Source organism: Methanomassiliicoccales archaeon, from assembly GCA_013415695.1.
Taxonomy (GTDB): domain Archaea; phylum Thermoplasmatota; class Thermoplasmata; order Methanomassiliicoccales; family JAAEEP01; genus JAAEEP01.
The window spans coordinates 58,722-79,149 of sequence record JAAEEP010000009.1 but is presented as its reverse complement, the minus strand read 5'-3'; the positions used below and the strand labels follow the sequence as shown (position 1 = coordinate 79,149).

The window sequence follows — 20,428 nt, the reverse complement described above, 5'->3', positions numbered from 1 at the left end:
AGTTTATACTTTGCTTTTTGAACATCCGAGTGGAGCTTCTCTGTCCTTTCAGCATGCCTTTTCAATCAAGCCTATTAGCGATCTTATTGCTAGCTTCGCCCATTCTCTCAGCCTGTTAATATCCATCGAGACGATGGATCTGTGCATTTCATCTTCATCATCAGAAAGATAGCTATTTGTCCCGTCTTGGATTATCTCTTCAAGGTTCCACTTACACATGGTCACAATCGTTTTCTTGGCATCCCATGGCCTATTATGATGCCAGTTGTTGAGGTCCTATCCAAGGGAATGAAAATCCGGTATGCAAATGTCCGGCCTCCAGTTACCTTATTACATGAATAACCTTGAGGTAGACGATTCCCGAATTTCGAGATGAAAAAACCCCCCTAGGTCGACGGATGCGGTTCCAACTGAGAATGGTTTTATATGAAATTCAAAATTCTCTCATTGGCTGCAGGTCTCTGGTTACCTTCGTGCCAATAGTCAGAGCGAGTTTCTATGGATACTAGGTATCTGATTGAAATGGAATCCCATCCTGCGCTTCCATTGAAATTAAATAAGGTGTAGCATACAAGAGTCATTCTCAAAGTCCCGACTGAGGTAGGCGAGGGTTAAGCATATATCATGAGCTTCTGTAATTTGGAGCGGGAATCTACCACTCAGCTGAAAGACCCGGCATGGTGTCCGATAATCAAATAGGTTGAAACGCCTTAACAATCAAAGAACCCGTAGGTGATCATGTTTGAGGATCTGTTTACTTTCCAACGCCTGGAGCATTCATACAAAAAGATGGGCGATATTCTTCCAGAAAAGGGGGCACGAAGTTCATATCGTATCCAAGGGGGGGTTCAATGGAGATTCTATTGAAGGGGTTGAGCTTCATGTCATTAAGAAATTCACAGAGCGACCCGGGATCATTTCTGAGTTTCTGAACTATAGGCATTTATCTTCTCAGGTAAGAAAAATCATAGGAGAAATTGACCCAGATATAGTCAACGCCCATTACGTATCTATTTATGGCGTCCTCGCCTCAGCCGTCGGATTTCATCCATATGTCGCAACAGTGTGGGGAAGTGATGTCCTTCAAGACATCAATCGTTCATATCTTATTCGATTATCAGTGAGAAGGGCATTATCCAATGCCGATAGGATCACAATAGCTACCCATGATCTCCAGAAACATCTAATCCAAAACCTCATGGTTCAAAAGGAGAAAATCGAAATAGTTCCTTGGGGGGTTGACCTTTCGATCTTCCACAAGGGTTACGAGAGTGAGGTAAAGAGACTCTTTTCAGAGCTTGATATTGATCCCGATTCACATATCATTCTCAGTAGTAGGAGTGCCCATCCCTTATACAATATTGAAAACATCGTTGAGGCCATCCCTCTAGTCTTGAAATCCCGGGATGACGTTGTTTTCATATTACTGAAGGGTTCGGGTGAACCCGAGTATATGCAGCAGATCGAATCATTGATCCGAGAAAATGAAGTCCAAGATAATGTTAGATTGATACGTAGAGAAGTAAGCCCGCATGAAATGGCGGTTCTCAACAATGCAGCTGATGCCTTCATATCGATACCTCAATCGGATCAATTCGGTCTCACCATTCTCGAGGGCATGGCTTGTGGTTCAGTACCAATAGTAAGCCCTCTTCCTTTTTACTCTCAGTATCTCGAGGATGGTAGGAATGCCATTTTTGTAACTCCCGAGAAACCAGAGGAGATATCAGATGCAATCCTCTTGAGCATTTCAAATCAGGATATGAGGGAACGATTCAATAATCAGAATATTAGTATTGTGGGCGAGAAAGAGGATTGGAATGAAAACGCGTTGAAAATGGAAGACCTTTTTAAGCGACTCGTCTCAAATAAAGTGTAGAGTTATCACTCTCCCATTATCTCCAATCGTTCTAAATCGATTGAATTACTTCCTCAATGTCGCCAGGAACTCGTCGATGGGCATGGCGGTGTAGGTTGAGGTTTCCAAGGTGCCTCTCGAACCCAGCTCCACCATTATCTTGGCGATCACCTTTGAGTCGGGAGCCTCCAATATGTTAAGGAAATCGTACTCCCCCAGAAGGGCGTACTGCTCTACTACTTTGGCTCCCATGCCAGCGATCTCCTCATTGACCTCTTTCAACCTCTCAGGCTTATGCTTGAGAGTCTTCCTGCCCTCGTCGGTTAACCTGGAAAGCACTATGTATGTACCCATGTTATCACATATCAATGGTGATTCTAGGATACATATCGCTTTCGCTTATACGAACTGATTAAAATAGAAAATTGAGGGTAAGGTGTTTAGTGTCGGTTCAAGCCCACTCCTTGTCGAACTCCGACCCCTCTCCCTTGATGTCGTACTTGCCCGGCGCAGGTCCCATAGATGGTGGTGCACCTCTGGAAGCGATGACATCGTCGATCCTCAGGATCATCACAGCCGCTTCAGTAGCAGAGTTGATGGCCTGTTTCGGCACCCTCAGAGGCTCCACGACCTTGTCCTTGAGCATGTCAACGACCCCGCCCTTGAACACGTTCACGCCGTAATACTTCTTCCCGTCCTTGTGTGCCTTGCGCATATCGATAAGGATGTCAATGGGATCCAGACCGGCGTTCTGGGCGAGAACGGTGGGTATGATTTCCAGTGCGGAGGCGAAGGCGTCGATGGCGATCTGCTCCCTTCCGCCCACGGAAGAGGCGTAGGGACGAAGGTCCATGGACAACTCCATGAAAGTCGATCCTCCGCCGGAGACCATCTTGCCATCCTCTACAGCGACTGATATGACGTTCAACGCGTCCTCGAGGGAGCGCTCTACCTCGTCGAGAACGTGGCTCGTTCCGCCCCTGAGCAGAATGGATACGGCCAAGGGGTTCTTGCAGTCGGTTATGAATGTCATCTCGTCGTCCGCTATCTTCCTTACCTCTACGAGGCCAGCGTACCCGAGATCCGACTTACCAAGCTCGTCAAGAGAGTTGACTATCTGGGCTCCCGTTGCCTTGGCCAGCTTCTTCATGTCGGACTTCTTGATCCTTCGGATGGCGTAAATGCCAGCCTTTGTCAGGAAATGCTGGGCAAGCTCATCGATTCCCTTCTGGCATATGACAGCGTTCGCTCCGGATTTCTTGACCTTCTCGACCATCTCCCGCAGCATGCGTTCCTCTTCCATCATGAACGCAGAAAGCTGGCTCGGATCCCGGATGGTGATCTTGGCATCGACCTCGGTCTTCTTGATCTCCAGAGCGCAGGAGATGAGCGCTATCTTGGCCTTCTCCAACTTCTTGGGCATGGAGGGATGGACCGGCCCACGATCGATGATCACACCCGTAATAAGCTCGGATTCTTCCATTGAGGCTCCGGACTTCTTGATCACCTGTACGTTGTCGAGGTCGATCTTGTAACCGCCGTTCGACTCCTCCGCGACCGCCTTTACCGCCTTTACGCCCAGATCGGCGAGATGCGTCCTCGATGAGGAGACGATCTTGCTGATCATGGATGTGTGCGCTATCTCCTTGAGCATCTCCTCGTCATCGGGGGTGATATCTATTCCCAGCTTCTCGAGCTTCTTAAGAGCATGCTGGGCGGCCATCCTGTATCCCGAAGTGATGATAGTGGGATGGACATTTGCCTCGACCATGTCCAATGATCTCTTGAGCAGCTCGCCAGCCAGTACAACTGAGGTGGTGGTCCCGTCGCCGCACTCCTCGTCCTGGACCTTGGCAACCTCGATCAGCATCTTGGCCGCTGGGTGATTCACATCCATCTTCTTCAGTATGGTGACCCCATCGTTGGTGATCACCACGTCACCCACCGAGTCCACGAGCATCTTGTCCATTCCGCGTGGACCCAATGAACTCTTGACCATGTTCGCGATCTGCATAGCAGCGTTGATATTCCCTTCCTGAGCACCCTTTCCCTTTGTTCTCTCGGTGCCCTCTCTCAGTATAATTATCGGTGTACCACCCAAGTGATTACCCTCCAAATTTTGATCTTCATCCAATGAGAATGCAGAATGTGTATGCTAGTTCTTCTATATCAAATTGTCTTAAAAAAGTCTGGACCTGGCCTATTTCATGAACCTTTCTTTTCCCGATGACCATCGGAGCACCAAATCAGGCAAGCCTCGTCGAATGTTCTTGCCGAGAGGAGCACATTCAAGAAGTCAAGATGATCCCTCACCCCCTCCTCGACCAGCGAGTCGGGAACCTCTTCCCCCCTGGACTCCAGGGAGAGCATCTCGCGCTTGAGCTTGGAAAGAGGCAGCTCATCCCCCTCGATGATCACACGGCGGACCTCAAACCCTTCCCTTTCAAGGATCTGCTCGGTCTCCGCGCTGATGTCGACGCAGGCCATCTCATCACCAGCACTCTTGGCGATAACCCTAGCCTCTTGAACAGAATCGGATATCGAGAGGTGAATGTCCTCCCTGAGCAGTTCCTTCCACGCCACGATGTTCAGATGACCAAGCCTCGCCTTTATCGATTCGGACGCGAGATCCATGGCTATCTGCCGCTGATGGGAGAATGACAGCGGGTCCCGGAAACAGTGGACCTCCCTCTCGCCAAGCACATCCCAGATCCCCTCCAGGAACGGCCTCCAGCTTCTTACCACCTGGGCGTCCTCGGGAAGCCTCACCACCCCAAGATCACTCATCTCATCCACCACGGAATCCAGGTCGAAACCCTCTCTGAGAGCTTCAAGCGCATCGTTCCAGTCTCTAGGAAGACGAAGTTGGAGCTCCTCCCATTCGAGGTGCTCCAGGAGCTCCAGCGTCCGCTCCTTGGATGGTGCGGTCAAGCCTGACCACACGCTGAGCATCCTGGAGCCAGCGTACGCTCTCGCACACATTGTCAGCTTCCTCCCCTTGATAGTAAAATTGGAAGTCGCCCATTATATGATTTTCCTCAGCAGAGTCAGGCCTGGAAATCGGATATAAAACGATTAGTATGAGCATGTGGTTCGCCCTTGGAAGGCCCGGCGCAGGTGGAAGTGAAGATGATATCGAACTGGGTGGAGTGGCTCACAGTCATCATACTCTCCATGTCCCCCATCAGCGAACTTAGGGGGGCAATACCCGTGGGTGTGGCAATGGGACTCGATCCTCTGGCTGTTTTCATCGTGGCCGTCACCTTCAACGCCCTGGTCTACCTGCCCGTCACCTTCGGTCTGAGGTACACATATGCATTCTTCTCCACCCGTTGGGACTGGCTAAGGAGATTCATCGAGGGCATCAGGGAGAAACGGCGGGGGGTGATCGAGAAGTACGGACTGTTTGGAGTTGTGGTCTTCGTTGCGATACCGCTCCCCATCACCGGCGCGTGGACCGGGACCCTCCTCGTCTGGCTGTTCGACCTGGACTTCAAGAAGGGATGGCTGGCCGTGGTTGCTGGGGTACTGATATCTGGAACGATAATGATGGGGCTCACCCTCGCTGGCATACAAATATTCGGGTGACCGTCCACAGCTCAGGTCTTCGTCATTCGTAGGAAGAAGGTAGAGCCCTCGATCCTGCTATCAATCAGCCTCAACCCCGATCTCTCGGCCTGAGGGATGATCCTATCTGGCTCCAGTCGACGGAGATAGTGGCCGTACCCCGTCTCCACCAGACTGCCATCGGGAAGCTCGACATCCAGCCATGAGATGAATACCTTTTTCTCTGACGAGCCTGGTGGGCGAACGATGGGTTCCCAAATTAAGAACTCACCCCCTGGCTTCAGTACCCTCGATGCCTCCTTCAAGGCCGCCTCCAAGGTATCATCCATCATGTACATGAGGGAGAAGAAGGCCGTTACGGCATCGAAGGTCGAATCCGGGAAGCCCAGGACCGTGGCGTCCATGACGACCTTCAAGGAATCGTTGGAGGTCTCCGCCAGTTCCCTTCTGATCAGGTCTATGGAGACCACCTGCCTCCCCATTATCAGGCCGATGATGCCCTCCCCGCCACCACCGATGTCCAGGATCCACCCGTCGCCGTCGTAGAAATCGTGCACTCGGATGACCTGCCTGGGGAGATCCAGGGTCTCGTGAGGCTCGAAGTGAGGGTGATCATCCCCTTCCATGGGATGGAATTTGCATCTACCCTATTTCCAACTATCCAATCTCATCCCGAGAATGATTGAAAGGCTCACATCCCGCCAATATCGGTCTGGGAGACCGCCTTGTCTATCTCGTCCTTAAGGTTCTGGGGCAGACCCTTGATGCCTCCCTCGAGGAAACCGCGGACGATCATCCCCACCGCCTGCTCCTCGTCCAGACCTCTGGCCATCAGATACTCTACCTGGTCCTTGGCTATCTTGCCCACCGCTGCCTCGTGGGTCATCTCCACATCAGGGACGCGCGCCTCCAGTTCGGGGATGGCGATCTGCACGCCCTCTTCCTTCAGAATGAGGCCCTTGCACTCCAGATGGGCCTTGATCTGGGGCGCTTCGCCCACCAGGTGACCCCTGGCGTAGACGGTTCCACCGGTAGTTATCGCCCGGGAGATGATCTCCGCTCCCGTCCTCGGAGCTGACAGTATCGCTCTGGATCCCAGGTCGAGCGTTGAGCCGGGATGGGCGATCGCTATCGAGTTGAACTTTGCCACCGCCCCCTCTCCCTCCAGACGCGCCGTCGGAAACGACTGCACGCTCCTGACCGGTCTCAGGACCACGTAGTTATTCACGAAGGTGGCGTTCTTTCCCACTGATATGACAGTTCTTGGACGCACCCCAACCTGCTCCGCCCAGTTATGGATCATGCTGAATGAGAGCGAACCACCTTCCTTGATGTATATCTCCGATATGCCAAGATGTATCGCCTTCTCTATCCCCCTCGCGGTGGTGCAGCCCGTGACGACCTCGAGCGAGGCGCCCTCCTCCACGATGATAATGTTGTGGACGTACTGGGAAACGTTGTGCTTGTTCATCATCAGGCATGTCTGTACGGGCAACTTCACGCTCTGCCCGGCCAGCGCCCTGATGAAGTAGCCGTCCGCCTGCTCGAGAAACGATTTGGCGGTGTACTTGTCCGCGTCAACAGGGACCAGGTTCCAAGCGTATTCATTGACCCAGGGATACTTCTCCATCGCGGCGGATAGGGACATCAGCTCGACACCAGGTCCGATCATGGAGGTGTGCACCATGCTGTTGTCCATCATGAGGAAGCTGCCAGACCTGCCCTTTGCCGAAGGGATGACGCCAGCGTTGAGCATGGTCTCCTGGATATCCTCCTCCAGCTCTTCAAGGCTATCGGCTGGAGCGCGGTCCCTAGGGGCGTCCTCGTACTCGTCCAGGTCGATATCCTCGCCGAATAAGGCCCGCTTACCGAGGGCCGCCTCGGCCTTCTTCCTCAACTTCTCCGACGCCTGCATTTGATACACTCCTCGTAGCCCCTTCTGGAGATCTCGCTCAGAAGTTCCCTCGGGCTTCCTGAGCAAACGATGGTCCCGTTGCACATGACGAAGGCCCGGTCCGCGTCAAGGTAGTTCAATATCTCACCCGTATGTGTGATGACTAGGGCCGATTTGCCATTGCCCTTCTCGACTGGGCAGCTGTCCCTGTCGAGTATATCCCGAACAGTCTGGCCGACCCGCTTTATGCTCTCTAGATCCACTCCGGATTCTGGCTCGTCGAGCAGCAGAAGGCAGGGATCCTGGGCTTTGAGCTGGAGCAATTCGGATCTTTTCAACTCTCCTCCGGAGAATCCAACATTCACGTCGCGCTCCAGGAAGCGGACCATGTCCAACGGTTCTGCCAGCTCTTCGGAATTGACCTTGCCCCTGCCCGTGGCGTCCACGAGCCGCCCCAGCTGCACCCCCACTATGTTTGGGGGGCGCTGCATCATCATCCCGATGCCCAGTCTCGCCCTCTCATGAAGGGGCATGTGGGTTATGTCCTGCCCTTTGAACACGATCTTCCCTTTGGTGATATTGTAGTCTGAGAATCCCATGATCGATGCTAGAAGGGTCGATTTGCCGGAACCGTTAGGGCCGAAAAGGACGGCGGTGTATCCAGACATCACGTTCAGGTTGACATCTCGGAGAACGGTCTTTCCAGCGACCTCTACTGTAAGGTCCTTTATCTCCAGCATGCTATCCACTCGCTCTAGCCTCAACATGCGATTTTGGTATAATTAAGTTGTCAACGCCTTCGAATCAAGAGATTCGCGCTGGCTCCAGGTGGCCTGCTGTATAAGCTTATAATATCGCTAACCCGATACGAGTGCGAATGAGCACGGGCACGGAGAACCAGGTGCTGGTCATAGGTGGAGGTGTGACCGGTATGAGAACCTCGCTCGATCTTGCCTCCCTGGGGATCAGGGCCCACCTGATCGAGAGGGATCGGAGCCTCGGCGGGCTTCTTGGCCAAGTGAATAGGGTATTTCCCTCCATGCGGCTTGCTTCCGATATCATCGGACCAATGATATCTGAGATAGAGAAAAGCGAAACCATCAAAGTCCACCTGAGCTCCGAGGTGAGGTCCTTGGAGGAGCATGATGGGCTGTTCAGGGCAAGCCTCTCGGTTGAGGGAGGTCCGGACATCGAGCTTGAAGCAGGCTGCATAATACTCGCTACTGGCCTCAGACCCATGGATCCCACCATCATTCCCGAATTCGGATATGGGCGATATCCGGAGGTCATGACATCCCTTGAGTTCGAGGCCCTTCTTCGCTCAAGCGAGAGGGGAATCAAGGGATCGGGAGGCGCTCCCGTAAAGAAGCTGGTTTTCATTCAGTGCGTGGGCTCTAGAGTCGAGAGAAGAGGGCTCCCATACTGCAGCGCTGTGTGCTGCATGGGGGCCATCAAGAACGCCCTGATACTGAAGGACATGGATCCAGAAATGGATATCAGCATTCTGTATATCGACATCAGGACCCACGGCAAGGGCTGGGAGGATGCCTATCGCCAAGCCCGTAAGGCAGGAGTGAAGTTCATCAGAGGCCAGCCGTCGATGGTAACCAAGAGGCCGAGGGCCGAGAGGCTCGTGGTCTGTGGGGAGAATACGCTTATCAAGGAGCTCTACGAGATTGATGCCGATCTAGTCGTGCTCCAGGTTGGCTTGGAGCAGACCCTTGATTCTCGAGAGCTCATCTCAATGCTGAAAGTAGGGATCAGGGGGGACGGGCTTCCTGATGACGAACAGGTGGATGGTGTTTTCATAGCCGGTTCCTCGGAGTCTCCCAAGGACATCGCCTCATGCATGGCTCAGGCCGGAGCATGCGCTGCAGGTGCAGCTGGCTACATGTTGAGAAAAAGCTCAAACAAATGATTCTGCTATGGAAAGGGTGGAGGTGGAGAAGTCCTGATTGTCCTCTCCGTACACCGTTCTTCTAGATCTCCTCAAGCCTTGCCATCACCCGCACCTCCTTGATCGGGATTCCGACAGGCCTGATAATCATGTCTTCCATGAGAATCTCATCCCCGTGGTCGCCTTCCAGTTGACTGATATCTGCAGTCATCCCATCACTCCCCTCATTGAAATCGCGTTTGATAGCCGTATCCCCACCGATATCATTTGCTATATAACGATAGGCTTTGAGTATCAGAGCTGATAATTCAAATTTAATATTAAAATCATCGTATTTATTTATCTTCTGGGCTTTGCATCCCTGGAGGAAGAAGCTCGAGCTCTAAGAGCCACCATTCTCGAATACCGAAAAAACGATGGGTGATTCCACTCTCAATTATTCTGGTCCTTCGGAACCCCATTTTCGTGTAAAGGCTCACGGCTCTCCTGTTGATGCTTGCCACATAGAGCATCATGGTATCAAAGCGACGCGAGGAAGCGAATACTCTAGCCTCGCTCAGAAGGGCAGTCCCCGCCCCAGACCTCCTCGCTTCAGGAGCGACTGCGAGGTACTGGATGTAGCAAGCTCCCTCCTCAGCCCGGCGACCCAAGAGGAAGAGCCCGAACCTGAGCCTGTGCCTCTCCATCCACTTCGTCCTCTTCTTGGGACACTTCGCTTGAGGAGGTCTCCTCTGTCCGAGCCACTTGAGCATGATGACCCCGATAACCCTCTTATGAAGTTCGGCCACGAAGTACCCTGGAAAGGGGAGATCATGGAGTATGCCTGATTCTTTGAGAAGAGAAGACATCCTCTCTGGTTCCACACGGGAGAGTCTGCCGAACTTGTCCTGGAACGACTGGGCCAAAATCTCCGATACCCTTATGAAGTCCTCTTCCCCGAAAGGTCTGATCGTCACCTCATCCATCTTCCAGCTCCCTTGCGGGCCTCATGCTCTCGAAGGTCTCGCACACATCCGCCCCCAGCTCCTCCTCGAAGCTGTTGAAGTAGATGAAGTTGAAGAGTGTAGCGACGATCAGGAAGATCACGATGAAGCCCATGAAAAGGACAAGGATGGTCATCCCGCTGTTCCTCTCCAGGGCGAAGCGCACAAAGACGATTAGCGTTCCCACAAGACCTAGTGTCTGGAATACCTTTGACTTGATGCCGTCGTAGAGCCTGAAATCCCTTGTGACCCCGGTTATCCTGGCGTCTATCGCCGCATAGATGAACCAGGGCAGGATAATCAGGGGAAGCAGGTACGAGATGGAGGTGAGCGTAGAGAACAGACTTTCGATCCTCACCCCCGAGAGAAGGAATGGATTCAGGCTTATGTAGAGTGCCACCAGCGCCGCGAACAGCAATTCCCATACCGTCGCCTTCCAGAAGCTCTTCCATGGAAATCCCTCTCTCCTCCTGTTGCTCACCCTTAATGTGGAGGAGTCAAGGTACGGCGGGATGTTGAAGATCCAGGCGATGATCCTGTCGAAGAGACCTTTCTTCTCATTATCGCTGAGGTTCGCCAATCTCACGAGTATCTTGGGAGAGTATCTCCTCTCCAGGGCGATCACCACACCGATGGCTCCGAACCCCAGGACAAAGAGGAACAGCTCCACGATGATGGCTATCACGAAGGAGATCAAGAACACTCCTATCAGCAACAGGCTCTTCACTTCATTTTCAGCTCCGAATGTCAGCTCAACATTACTAGTTAGGTCAAGAGTGTATAACACGAGGGCGATAGAAACTCCTAATAGCAGAGATGCCAGGATGAACCAAACCAGGATCTTCCTCACCGGTATCTTGACGATGCGGCGTTGCAGGGCGATCGAGATCAGGCCCGTGATGAAGAACGCCGGTATCAGCGCGATCATCACGCTTGCGGGGACTTCGGTCAAGTCTCCGCTCGAAATATTGAATCCGATGAAAACAATGAGTAATAGGACGAAGACCATAATGAAGGATTTCAGAATAATTCCATCTGTCCTCTGTCTCTCGACCAGTGTTCTGGATCTACCACTGTCCATGCATTCTCCTCGGAGAGCAAAGGACTCTCATGATAATTCATGATTTCCTTTTCATGAGCACTGGTAGTTCACTGCCAGGTATCGTAGGGGTTCCTTGGAATGATTATCCAGCAGATGAAGTAGCCTAGGATCGCTATGCCAAGAGACACCACCAGCAGGATGATCCATATGATCCTGATTATGTTGGGATCCAGGTTGGCATACTCTCCCATGCCGCCGCATACCCCGCCCAGAACCCGGTTCCTGCCCGAGCGGTAGAGACGCTTGTATTCTCCCTGAGAGGTGAAATCATAACTCCTCTGAGGTTGATTGTAACTGGACCGAGCTTCCATGGATGCTCCAGTTGACGACATCAGGCTTATTAGAAATACCACGTACCCGATCGCAAGAATCACGATGAATATGACGCCTAGATAGGTGGACATTATGGACGATATGGTCTCCAGGAATTCGATATTGAAGTTCGTAGCCAGAATGAACATTATCTCGGACGCGATCCACAACCCGAAGACGATTCCAAGTGCCGTGAATATGGGCTGCACCCATCTGAATTTTTCCTTGTATCTTCTCGAGAAGAAGTTGGAGTATGAGAACAGTAACCCAAGGGCGAAGATGAGCCAGATGTTGGCAAGAAGGAAGTCCGCAATATCATGGAATGTCTGGACGCTATTTCCGATCAGCGACATGACTCCGATGATGAGGACAAGAAAGGCAAGACCTATCAGGCTCCATATGAGGGGGCCCAGGATTCCCAGTGTGCTGTCGGACCAGGATTCGAAGTCACCCCCCCTGCTGTTGAATTCCTTCTCTACCCTCTTGCCCAGGGCTCCCATCTCTTGAGCGAAGTCATCGATCCTGCGCTCGAAATCGCCTTTTTCCTTCTGCTGATATGCATCTGGTTTCAATGATCTTCCGCAGTTATTGCAGTACTGAGCATCGTCCATGTTCTCATGGCCGCAGTTATTGCAGTATCGCATTGTCCATCCTCGTTCCTGATCTCACGAACAGGTAAGAAAAGACACTATATCATACCTATCATTGACAAGCTTCCAGAAGTTCAAGCATCACAACCCACTGGACTGGAAACAATAGTTTTATAGCGAGTACCGGCAATCCCCATTTTTGTCAGGGGGAAATCCAGAAATATATGGGATGCAGCCTCATCTGGTGGCAGACTTATAACAGTAAGTTCCAGCCTTCAGATGGATATGGGGATTTCGTTAAGGAATCGATATTGATTTTCCCCGCATAATGTAACTATCTGGGATGAGTGGTGAAATGAGACCTAGGAGAGATACGGAATCAATCCATGGATGTCCGAAACCCAGGGAGGATCGGAGACGGGCCGTCATTTCATTCCTTGCGATATCGATGGCTGCGATGATGTTTCTCTCCATCGCCACGATAAGCGTGTCCGCGACAGGTGACAACTGGATCACCATGTCCATCGACAGCGAGAATGATGTGGGTCAGTTCTCATCCATAGCAGTCGACGCTGAAGGTAACGTTCATATCAGCTACTACGACGCAACGATGGGGCGTCTGATGTATGCCTTTACCTCAGAAGGAGCCTGGGTAATCCAAGTGGGCGACAATGTGGGGAATGTCGGTCAGTATTCCTCAATTGCTGTGGACTCCAATGGAAGCGCTCACATTAGCTATTACGATGCGACCAATGGTCACCTGAAATATGCCACGAACTCTGGCGGCATATGGAGCACCTCCGTGATCGATAATAATCCTAACGTGGGTCAGTATTCATCGATCACCCTGGATTCTTCAGATAAGGTGCATATCAGCTATTACGATGCGAACAACGGCAACCTGAAGTATGTGACCAATCAGGGCGGAGCATGGAACAAAACAGCTGTTGATGCAGATGGTAATGTGGGTCAATACTCCGCAATTATCATGGATCTAAGTGACAAGGCGCATATCAGCTACTACGATGTCTCCAATGGCAATCTGAAGTACGCCACGAACGCCCTTCCAACCTGGAGTGTGTCTCCTCTTGATAGTGTGGGTAACGTTGGACTGTGGACCTCGATCGACATTGGACCAAGTGAGACCCTTCACATCAGCTATTACGACGCAACCAACACCGCCCTGAAGTATGCCACTAATCCGGGCGGGGTTTGGGCAACATCCACCCTGGAGGACAAGGGAGACATTGGCAAGTACTCATCACTGGTACTCGATTCTATGGGTGCTCCTCACATCAGCTGCTTCGAATCCGATCTGGGCAACCTGGTCTATTTTGCCAAATCAGGTGTGACTTGGTCTGCGAGCACAATAGATGAGGGCAACGTAGGACAATTCACCTCCGTCACAGGAGATGAGGATGACAATTTCCACATCAGCTACTATGATTCATTTGACAAGGATCTGAAGTATGCGCATTCCCAGAACGAACTACCTACCGCCCCGCAGGATCTCAACGCCACGGCAGGCGATCGTTTCGTTCTACTCGAGTGGAACCAACCCTCTAATCATGGTTTTACGCCAGTCAACCATTATATCATATACAGGGGGACATCATACAAAACTCTGGAATATCTGAACGAGACCACTGATCTCTTCTTCAACGATACCAATCTTGGAAACGACCATCCTTACTACTACAAGGTCAGCGCGGTCAACAGTTATGGTGAGGGCGTGGCCACCGAGATAGTGTTCGCCATACCCAATGCCGAAGGCGTGGTACCATCGGCACCTCAGAACCTGGAAGCGACATCGAGCGGGCTATGGGTACAGCTTGACTGGGATCCACCTTTCAATTCCGGAGCTTCGGCTATTACCCACTACTATGTCTACAGGGGAACTGGTCCACTCTCCCTCAGCTTGGAAGCTGAGCTGGAAGTGGTGACCTCCTACAACGATACCGCCGACCTCGTCAATGGACAGACCTACTACTACAGCGTCAGTGCTGTCAACGCCGAGGGTGAGGGCGAGAGGTCGAACCTTGTAACCGCCACTCCCTTCTCACCGGTGCAGCCGACACCACCCTCCGCTCCGCTGAATCTCAGCGCTACCCCTGGAGGAAGCACGATCACACTCCACTGGGAGCCTCCGGCAAGCGATGGCGGGTCTCCAGTGACCAACTACAAGATCTCTAGAGGCACCTCACCCGACTCGATTGTACTTCTCACGACCATTGGAAATGTTCTGCAGTACAATGACACATCCGTGGAGAGCGGGAATGTGTACTACTACCAGGTTCAGGCGATCAACAGCATGGGCGAGGGCCAAGTTGCGTCAACATCGACCTCTATCGGAGATGTCACAGGCGATATAGACCTCTGGATCTACATCGTGATAATCGTGGTAGTGGTCGCCATCCTTGCCTTCCTGTACTTCTTCCTCAGGGGAGGCGGTGGAGAACAGCAACCAAAGCAGCCACAGTGGCCTCCAAAGAAAACCGGCAAGGGCAAGAGCAAGTGGTAGAACGAGAAACCCCTTCCCCTTTCTTCCTTTTATTCGATATTCTTCACAAAGTTGATGGTGTTCTCCAGTTGCCCATCCTTGCTGAAGCCCACGCTCTCGATGATCCTGATCGCTCGCCCCTCGTCCATGTGATACACGTCCATGCAGAGGGTACCGTCGTTTTTAAGAACCCTTCTCATTTCGCTAATTATCCTGTAAGGGTCCTCCAGCATGTGGATGATGTCGAACAGCAGGACAACGTCCACGCTTTCGTCGGGAAGGGATGTATCGCAGTCGGTCACAATTGCTTCCAGATTTTCAAGGCATCTATTCTCCTTGAGTCTCTCAATGTAATATGTGACCAGGGGCTGGATATCCGCAGCGTACACCTTGCCATGGGGGCCCACAATCTCAGCAGCGAGAGCGGCGAAGTACCCCGGACCTGAACCGAAATCCAGGACCACATGCCCTTCCCGTATCCCGGCGAATTCCAGGCGCTGTCTCATGAACGGCCCTCTCTTGAACAATCGGAGCATGGCTGCCATCATCTTGAAGCTGAGTTTTCCCATGGGTTTGTCCATCTCTCTCCCATCAAGAATATGGAAGGTTCATAATAAAAAAAGATACGAAGGTTTGTAAGGGAGCATTCCGATTATCGAAGCGGTGACGAATAACCAAAGGGAGCACTGGGAATCGATCTACCGTGATTTCCCTGAAAGGTTCGGGACCGAGCCAAGCCACATAGGCCTTGGCGCCCTGAAGGTCCTGATGGAGAAGGGAGCCAAAGAAGTTCTCGAGTTGGGATGCGGGCAAGGAAGGGATACAGTGCTTTTCCTGCAGGAGGGGATGAAAGTCATCGCCCTGGACTATTCCCGAACATGTCTGAACCAGCTCAAGGACAACGCCCGTGTATTGGGGGTTGAGGGCCTGCTCGAGATCAAGGAGCATGATCTGAGGGAGGGCATTCCTTTTCCAGATAATTCAATTGACGCCTGTTTCTCGCACATGTTCTTCACCATGCAGCTCAGCGAGGAGGAGTTGGCCGCGATATTTTCTGAGGTGCTCCGTGTCCTGAGGCCGGGAGGATTTAACATTTACTCTGTAAGGAACATAGATGATCCTCATTTCCGCCATGGAACTCATATGGGGGAGGACATGTGGGAGATGAACGGGTTCGTGGTCCACTATTTCTCCGAGGAAAAGGTCAGGAGGCTGGCCAAGGGATACGATATCGTGAGCATCGATGAGTTCACCGAAGGTCCTCTCCCCAAAAGGCTCTACCAGGTCGTGCTGAGAAAGCCAATGTAGGTCGTACCGACTCCTGAATCAAAGAGCTCATTGCTAGATGAATCCTCCTTTGGTGCACCAGAGGATGATCGGATGCCTATCCATCACTTCTCCTATATCCTGGATGGAGGTGAAGTTCTTCACTTCCTTCTCCTTACCCTCTGGGTTCAGGAGGTACGCCCCCTTGATCGAGTCGTGGACATCGAATATGAGATCCATCTCCTTGAGATCGAGCCTCTCCCGCACTCTTTTGGCAGTCGGTTCGATGACCAGGCCCACGTCATCCACACCATAGAATTTCTCCAGTATGGAGATCTCAAACTCGATGGAGTGACCCGAGACGCCGGGGTTGTGATCCTTGATGATCCATGTCTCGCCTTCCTTGTAGACCTCGCCCCTTCCAGGTACACCAGGGAAGTCCTTCAGTGCCTCGCAGAGCTGTGGCATCGGGATTCCGCAGGATTTTAGTCCAGCCAGGGCGGCCGCCATTGGTCTCAGATATATCGGAACCAGGAAGTTGCCCTTGAGTGTGGTCGAGAATTCTCCTAAAGGGAGGCATTTGAACCTGACCTCAACATCGCTGCCCAGCTCAAGCGGCCCGTCCAGGACACCGTTGACGTTTCCACCCTCTCCAAAGGTGGACACCCATATCCCCGGAGGGATCTGGGGAGTCCATAGTTCTCGCTCCTCTTCTGGGATCACCGCCACCTTCTTCACCAGGTTCATCATCTGTTTCTTCCCGTCGAAGGCCGTGCGACTGCCTGCAGCGATGGGGTAGTTCTCGCCCAGGGTGGTTATGATCCCCACATCTGCCAGGCCAGTTCCTCCAAGCGAGACCTCCAGTACCCAATGATCATATGGCAGCTCCAGCCTCGAGACCTTGAGGATTGATGGAGGTGCGATGCTCACCCATTCCTCTATGGTCTCTATTCCCTCATCGTAGAAGTGGATGCCTCGGCTGCTCAGTTGTGCGATCGTCCTTCCGAAGCGATTGAGAATGAACGAGAGGATGTGGCAGGTCGTCGTCTTGCCCCTTGCACCGGTCACCTCAAAGATCATTCCTCTGAACACCACCAACTCACCCACCGCCTCATGAAAGGTCTTTCTGCTCTCATACCTGGTGTTCGATAGGAACGAATCTGGACAGTGGATGGGAGATACGAGCAGATCGAAGTCCTCATCGGGAGCGGTGGTCATGCAGCGAATGCCTTTCTCCTCGAGAAGGACTCTCTTCTCCTCGCTGGAGGTTCCATAGCAATCCACGCATGTGACATCGTTCTCGCGTTCTGCATATTCCAGGGCGAGCAGGTCGCCACCATGTGTCATATCGATTATAAGGATCTTCAAATTCCTCGCCTCCTAGTAAATGAGGGGGTGGCACATTACCTTTACTGCGAATACCTTCGTAATTCGGGTGAAGATCGTTCAACTCATTGAGCAGCCAAAATGGCCATTCGCCGTCTGATGCAGAAGATTGTCTGACTAGAGCAATATGAGCATAATGAATTGAAGGTGCAAGGATGAAAGCCTCCGGCGAAAAAAGATTTCAATGTTCCCGCCCAATACTCGATTGAAGAAGGTAGAGTGATCGGTGTCTAGATGCTTCCCCTGGTACTCGATCTGCTGGAAAAGCGAGTGGTGGTCTTCGGCGGAGGAGATGTAGGTCTTCGAAAGGCGAAGTACTTCGAGGATGAGGCTGATGTCATAGTGGTGTCAAGGGAATTCCACCCGGGTTTCGATTCCCTGAGAGTAAGCAGGATCGAGGGGGAGGCCATGGACCACGTTGTTGAACTGGTAGATAGGAGCGACATCGTGATCGCCGCTACCGACGATGAAGCTCTGAACCAAATGATCTGCGATATGGCCCAGGAGAAGGGCAAGTTGTTCAACCAAGCCCATGGGGCGGGCAACTTCCTGATACCCTCGGTGGTGAACAAGGGAACCTACCTGGTGGCCATTTCGACCCTGGGGAGTAGTCCCGCCCTTTCAAGTTTCCTGAGGGAAAGGTTGGAGAGGGAGCTGAACGACGAGATTGGACTCATGGGCCAGCTCCTGCAGGAACTCAGGAGCGAGCTGAGATCGACAGTCAGCGATCAAGGCGAGAGGGAAAGGCTCCTGCACTCGGTCCTTGATGATGAGGAGACATGGAAACTGCTTGATGCATCTTACGAGAGAGCGATTGACAGGGCGAGGGAAGTTGCAAGGAGAGAGGATGAATGATAGTCAGCGCTCACATCACCCACAAATCCGCTGACATGTCCTGCCTCGAGCTCATCGGCCAGGTCGGGACAGAGACCCTTCTTCACGAGCTGAGCCAGGTGGAGGCCATCAGCGAGTGTGTTGTCCTTCGAACCTGCAATCGGGTGGAGATGTACGCGGTGACAGCGGATCGGACTGCCACAAGGGAAGGGATGGAGCGCCTGATAAGCAGGTACATCCCCTTTGACAATCTCTCCAATCTGGTCCAGTTCCATGCCCGGAGGAACTCCATAATTCATCTACTAAGGGTGGCCTCTGGTCTGGAATCCCTCATTGTTGGGGAGGACCAGATCCAAGCTCAAGTGAAGACATCATTTGAGACTGCGGAGGAACTTGGATACTGCGGGCCCGTCCTTTCCCAGGTATTCAGAAAGGCCATATCCGTGGGCAAGAAGGTGAGAGCCGAGACTCTGCTCAACAAGGGCACGGTCTCGGTCGGCTCGGCAGCGGTTGAGCTTGCCGAGAGCATACTCGGCACCCTGCAAGGAAGGAACATCCTGGTGGTGGGGGCAGGTGAGACGGCCACGTTAATTGCCAGGCATCTCATCGGCAAAGGACCAAACGCGATCTTCGTGTCCAACCGAACCTATGAACGGGCGGTGGAGCTGGCATTCCATCTGGGAGGCAGGGCAATTAGATTCAATGGGCTATTCGACTTCCTCCCAGGCATGGATATACTGCTGGTCGCGACCTCCTCGCCCCACATGCTCCTGGACCGGGAAAGGGTGGAGCAGGCACTCTCCAGGCGAGTGAGTGGAACGGAACTATTGATCATCGACATATCATTTCCACGGAATGTGGACCCGGAGGTCGGCTCGCTGGATGGCGTGCGGCTCCATGATATCGATGGCTTAAGGGGCGTGGCCAAGGAGAACATGATCCGTCGCAACCTCGAGATCCAGAAAGCTGAGCTCATCGTGACCCAGGAACTGGGGTACCTGGAAAAGAGACTGGATGAGATGCGTGCTTCAGAGCTGATATCGGCCCTTCATCTTAAATACAATAACATCAAGGAACGTGAGGTTAGGCGGGCGCTGAACCGAATAAACGGGAATTGCGACCACCAGAAGATACTGGATGAATTTGCCTCCTCGCTAACCAAGCGATTCTTGGCCGATCCCACAGAAAGCCTGAAATCAGCCTCACGTGAAGAGCGGGAAGAGATGATGGAGCTGGCAAGATTCCTATTCAAGATAAAGGAGGAGGACAATGTTTCCTGATGTCAGATTGCGAAGATTGAGAATGAACCCGAGGATTAGGGACATGGTCAGGGAGACCCGTCTTTCGGTCAATGATCTGGTGTACCCAATGTTCTTCAACGAGACCATCGACCAGCCGAAGGAGATCCTCTCCATGCCTGGCATATTCTCTTACCCTGTGGACCAGGCTGGGGATCAGGCCAAGGAAGCTGAGGACCTTGGCATTCCGGCGATAATGCTGTTCGGCATACCCGGAAAAAAGGACGATGTGGGAAGCGGCGCTTGGACCAAGGACGGGGTGATCCAGGGAGCGATCAGACGCATCAAGGCCGAGAGCGATATCCTGGTGATTGCGGACCTCTGCCTTTGCGAGTACACCTCACACGGCCACTGCGGCATGGTAAGGGGTGGGGAGATACTGAACGATGAGACATTGAAGCTGTACGCCCGGGCCGCTCTCAGTCAAGTGGAGGCGGGGGCGGACATGATAGCCCCATCTGGAATGATGGACGGCATGATAACGGCAATTCGCCAGGCGCTTGACCGCGAGGGCTTCGACAACATACCCCTCATGTCCTACTCAGCAAAGTACGCATCCGCCTACTACGGACCCTTCAGGGATGCCGCTGAATCCACTCCCCAGTTCGGCGATCGCCGCTCCCATCAGATGGATCCCGCGAACGCAAGGGAGGCGATACGCGAGGTGGAGATGGACATTGCGGAAGGTGCTGATATCGTCATGGTGAAGCCCGCCCTGGCCTATCTGGATGTGATCAGGGACATCAAGCAGATGTTCAATCTTCCGGTTGCGGCCTACAATGTGAGCGGGGAATACTCCATGATTATGGCCGCCTCCCAGAATGGATGGATGGACCGTGATAGGGTAATGATGGAGACCTTGACCTCCATCAAGAGGGCTGGTGCGGACATAATCCTCACATACTTCGCCAAGGATGTGGCGGAGAGACTTAGGGATTGAC

General features: G+C 52.6%; 19 protein-coding genes. 8 read left to right on the top strand and 11 right to left on the bottom strand.

Translation table 11 applies throughout. The features are described from left to right. Positions 1-742 precede the first annotated feature (742 nt). A complete protein-coding gene (locus tag GKC03_05930) occupies positions 743-1,879 on the top strand; it encodes a glycosyltransferase family 4 protein (GenBank protein ID NYT12078.1) in 1,137 nt (378 codons plus the stop codon). A 45-nt stretch (positions 1,880-1,924) separates the two neighbouring features. Here the strand turns inward: GKC03_05930 and GKC03_05925 are convergent, their stop codons facing one another. The 3 genes from GKC03_05925 to GKC03_05915 all read right to left on the bottom strand — a co-directional run bounded on the left by GKC03_05925 (position 1,925) and on the right by GKC03_05915 (position 4,840). After that, positions 1,925-2,212, bottom strand: coding sequence for a GYD domain-containing protein (locus GKC03_05925; GenBank protein ID NYT12077.1), 288 nt, complete (start codon positions 2,210-2,212; stop codon positions 1,925-1,927). 97 nt (positions 2,213-2,309) lie between these two features. Further along, complete coding sequence (locus GKC03_05920; protein ID NYT12076.1) at positions 2,310-3,959, bottom strand: thermosome subunit; 1,650 nt, start codon at positions 3,957-3,959, stop codon at positions 2,310-2,312. Positions 3,960-4,063: 104 nt separating this feature from the next. After that, complete coding sequence (locus GKC03_05915; protein ID NYT12075.1) at positions 4,064-4,840, bottom strand: hypothetical protein; 777 nt, start codon at positions 4,838-4,840, stop codon at positions 4,064-4,066. Between the two features lie 117 nt (positions 4,841-4,957). Here GKC03_05915 and GKC03_05910 point away from each other — a divergent pair, with 117 nt between their 5' ends. Next, positions 4,958-5,446 carry a small multi-drug export protein gene (locus GKC03_05910; protein NYT12074.1) on the top strand — a complete coding sequence of 163 codons (489 nt, stop codon included), beginning with the start codon at positions 4,958-4,960 and terminating at the stop codon, positions 5,444-5,446. Between the two features lie 11 nt (positions 5,447-5,457). Here GKC03_05910 and GKC03_05905 read toward each other — a convergent pair whose 3' ends face one another. From GKC03_05905 to GKC03_05895, 3 genes are all read right to left on the bottom strand, one after another. Further along, positions 5,458-6,051, bottom strand: coding sequence for a class I SAM-dependent methyltransferase (locus GKC03_05905; GenBank protein ID NYT12073.1), 594 nt, complete (start codon positions 6,049-6,051; stop codon positions 5,458-5,460). 65 nt (positions 6,052-6,116) lie between these two features. Further along, on the bottom strand, positions 6,117-7,340 hold the full coding sequence (locus GKC03_05900) for a SufD family Fe-S cluster assembly protein (GenBank protein NYT12072.1): 1,224 nt from the start codon (positions 7,338-7,340) through the stop codon (positions 6,117-6,119). Continuing rightward, entirely contained in the window at positions 7,319-8,059 is a 741-nt protein-coding gene (locus GKC03_05895) for an ABC transporter ATP-binding protein (GenBank protein NYT12071.1), read from the bottom strand. Before GKC03_05895 ends, GKC03_05900 begins: the two co-directional genes overlap by 22 nt. Before the next feature lie 137 nt (positions 8,060-8,196). On the opposite strand from GKC03_05895, the gene GKC03_05890 reads away from it, so the two are divergent. Continuing rightward, positions 8,197-9,237, top strand: a complete 1,041-nt coding sequence (locus GKC03_05890) for a CoB--CoM heterodisulfide reductase iron-sulfur subunit A family protein (GenBank protein NYT12070.1) — start codon at positions 8,197-8,199, stop codon at positions 9,235-9,237. Between the two features lie 314 nt (positions 9,238-9,551). Here GKC03_05890 and GKC03_05885 read toward each other — a convergent pair whose 3' ends face one another. The 3 genes from GKC03_05885 to GKC03_05875 form a co-directional block, all read right to left on the bottom strand. Next, entirely contained in the window at positions 9,552-10,181 is a 630-nt protein-coding gene (locus tag GKC03_05885; GenBank protein NYT12069.1) for a GNAT family N-acetyltransferase, read from the bottom strand. Further along, positions 10,174-11,280, bottom strand: a complete 1,107-nt coding sequence (locus tag GKC03_05880) for a hypothetical protein (protein ID NYT12068.1) — start codon at positions 11,278-11,280, stop codon at positions 10,174-10,176. Before GKC03_05880 ends, GKC03_05885 begins: the two co-directional genes overlap by 8 nt. A gap of 68 nt (positions 11,281-11,348) precedes the next feature. Continuing rightward, positions 11,349-12,257: a PspC domain-containing protein gene (locus tag GKC03_05875; GenBank protein ID NYT12067.1), complete on the bottom strand. Its 909-nt coding sequence runs from the start codon at positions 12,255-12,257 to the stop codon at positions 11,349-11,351. 289 nt (positions 12,258-12,546) lie between these two features. Between GKC03_05875 and GKC03_05870 the strand changes: the two genes are divergently transcribed. After that, entirely contained in the window at positions 12,547-14,724 is a 2,178-nt protein-coding gene (locus tag GKC03_05870) for a hypothetical protein (protein NYT12066.1), read from the top strand. Positions 14,725-14,753: 29 nt separating this feature from the next. On the opposite strand, the gene GKC03_05865 is transcribed toward GKC03_05870, so the two are convergent. Continuing rightward, positions 14,754-15,284 (bottom strand): methyltransferase domain-containing protein, encoded by a 531-nt coding sequence (locus GKC03_05865; protein NYT12065.1) that lies wholly within the window; start codon positions 15,282-15,284, stop codon positions 14,754-14,756. 82 nt (positions 15,285-15,366) lie between these two features. Here GKC03_05865 and GKC03_05860 point away from each other — a divergent pair, with 82 nt between their 5' ends. Then, positions 15,367-16,011, top strand: a complete 645-nt coding sequence (locus GKC03_05860) for a class I SAM-dependent methyltransferase (GenBank protein ID NYT12064.1) — start codon at positions 15,367-15,369, stop codon at positions 16,009-16,011. 33 nt (positions 16,012-16,044) lie between these two features. Here GKC03_05860 and cfbE read toward each other — a convergent pair whose 3' ends face one another. Beyond that, a complete protein-coding gene (cfbE, locus tag GKC03_05855) occupies positions 16,045-17,337 on the bottom strand; it encodes a coenzyme F430 synthase (GenBank protein NYT12063.1) in 1,293 nt (430 codons plus the stop codon). Positions 17,338-17,589: 252 nt separating this feature from the next. On the opposite strand from cfbE, the gene GKC03_05850 reads away from it, so the two are divergent. Genes GKC03_05850 through hemB form a run of 3 tightly spaced genes read left to right on the top strand, consistent with a single transcriptional unit; the run spans position 17,590 to position 20,427 of the window. Further along, the gene (locus GKC03_05850) at positions 17,590-18,210 is read left to right on the top strand and encodes a bifunctional precorrin-2 dehydrogenase/sirohydrochlorin ferrochelatase (protein ID NYT12062.1); all 621 of its coding nucleotides are present in this window, start codon (positions 17,590-17,592) and stop codon (positions 18,208-18,210) included. Continuing rightward, positions 18,207-19,469 carry a glutamyl-tRNA reductase gene (locus GKC03_05845; GenBank protein NYT12061.1) on the top strand — a complete coding sequence of 421 codons (1,263 nt, stop codon included), beginning with the start codon at positions 18,207-18,209 and terminating at the stop codon, positions 19,467-19,469. The genes GKC03_05850 and GKC03_05845 overlap by 4 nt, the downstream gene beginning before the upstream one ends. Next, complete coding sequence (hemB, locus tag GKC03_05840; protein ID NYT12060.1) at positions 19,459-20,427, top strand: porphobilinogen synthase; 969 nt, start codon at positions 19,459-19,461, stop codon at positions 20,425-20,427. The genes GKC03_05845 and hemB overlap by 11 nt, the downstream gene beginning before the upstream one ends. Position 20,428: the final 1 nt, after the last annotated feature.

What these genes read in the sequence shown, in the direction of transcription:
- GKC03_05925 (NYT12077.1), bottom strand. Translation starts at nt 2,212, where the DNA reads ATGGGTACATACATAGTGCTTTCCAGGTTAACCGACGAGGGCAGGAAG.
- GKC03_05915 (NYT12075.1), bottom strand. Translation starts at nt 4,840, where the DNA reads ATGTGTGCGAGAGCGTACGCTGGCTCCAGGATGCTCAGCGTGTGGTCA.
- GKC03_05905 (NYT12073.1), bottom strand. Translation starts at nt 6,051, where the DNA reads ATGGAAGGGGATGATCACCCTCACTTCGAGCCTCACGAGACCCTGGAT.
- GKC03_05900 (NYT12072.1), bottom strand. Translation starts at nt 7,340, where the DNA reads ATGCAGGCGTCGGAGAAGTTGAGGAAGAAGGCCGAGGCGGCCCTCGGT.
- GKC03_05895 (NYT12071.1), bottom strand. Translation starts at nt 8,059, where the DNA reads ATGCTGGAGATAAAGGACCTTACAGTAGAGGTCGCTGGAAAGACCGTT.
- GKC03_05890 (NYT12070.1), top strand. Translation starts at nt 8,197, where the DNA reads ATGAGCACGGGCACGGAGAACCAGGTGCTGGTCATAGGTGGAGGTGTG.
- GKC03_05885 (NYT12069.1), bottom strand. Translation starts at nt 10,181, where the DNA reads ATGGATGAGGTGACGATCAGACCTTTCGGGGAAGAGGACTTCATAAGG.
- GKC03_05880 (NYT12068.1), bottom strand. Translation starts at nt 11,280, where the DNA reads ATGGACAGTGGTAGATCCAGAACACTGGTCGAGAGACAGAGGACAGAT.
- GKC03_05875 (NYT12067.1), bottom strand. Translation starts at nt 12,257, where the DNA reads ATGCGATACTGCAATAACTGCGGCCATGAGAACATGGACGATGCTCAG.
- GKC03_05870 (NYT12066.1), top strand. Translation starts at nt 12,547, where the DNA reads ATGAGTGGTGAAATGAGACCTAGGAGAGATACGGAATCAATCCATGGA.
- GKC03_05865 (NYT12065.1), bottom strand. Translation starts at nt 15,284, where the DNA reads ATGGACAAACCCATGGGAAAACTCAGCTTCAAGATGATGGCAGCCATG.
- GKC03_05850 (NYT12062.1), top strand. Translation starts at nt 17,590, where the DNA reads ATGCTTCCCCTGGTACTCGATCTGCTGGAAAAGCGAGTGGTGGTCTTC.
- GKC03_05845 (NYT12061.1), top strand. Translation starts at nt 18,207, where the DNA reads ATGATAGTCAGCGCTCACATCACCCACAAATCCGCTGACATGTCCTGC.
- hemB (NYT12060.1), top strand. Translation starts at nt 19,459, where the DNA reads ATGTTTCCTGATGTCAGATTGCGAAGATTGAGAATGAACCCGAGGATT.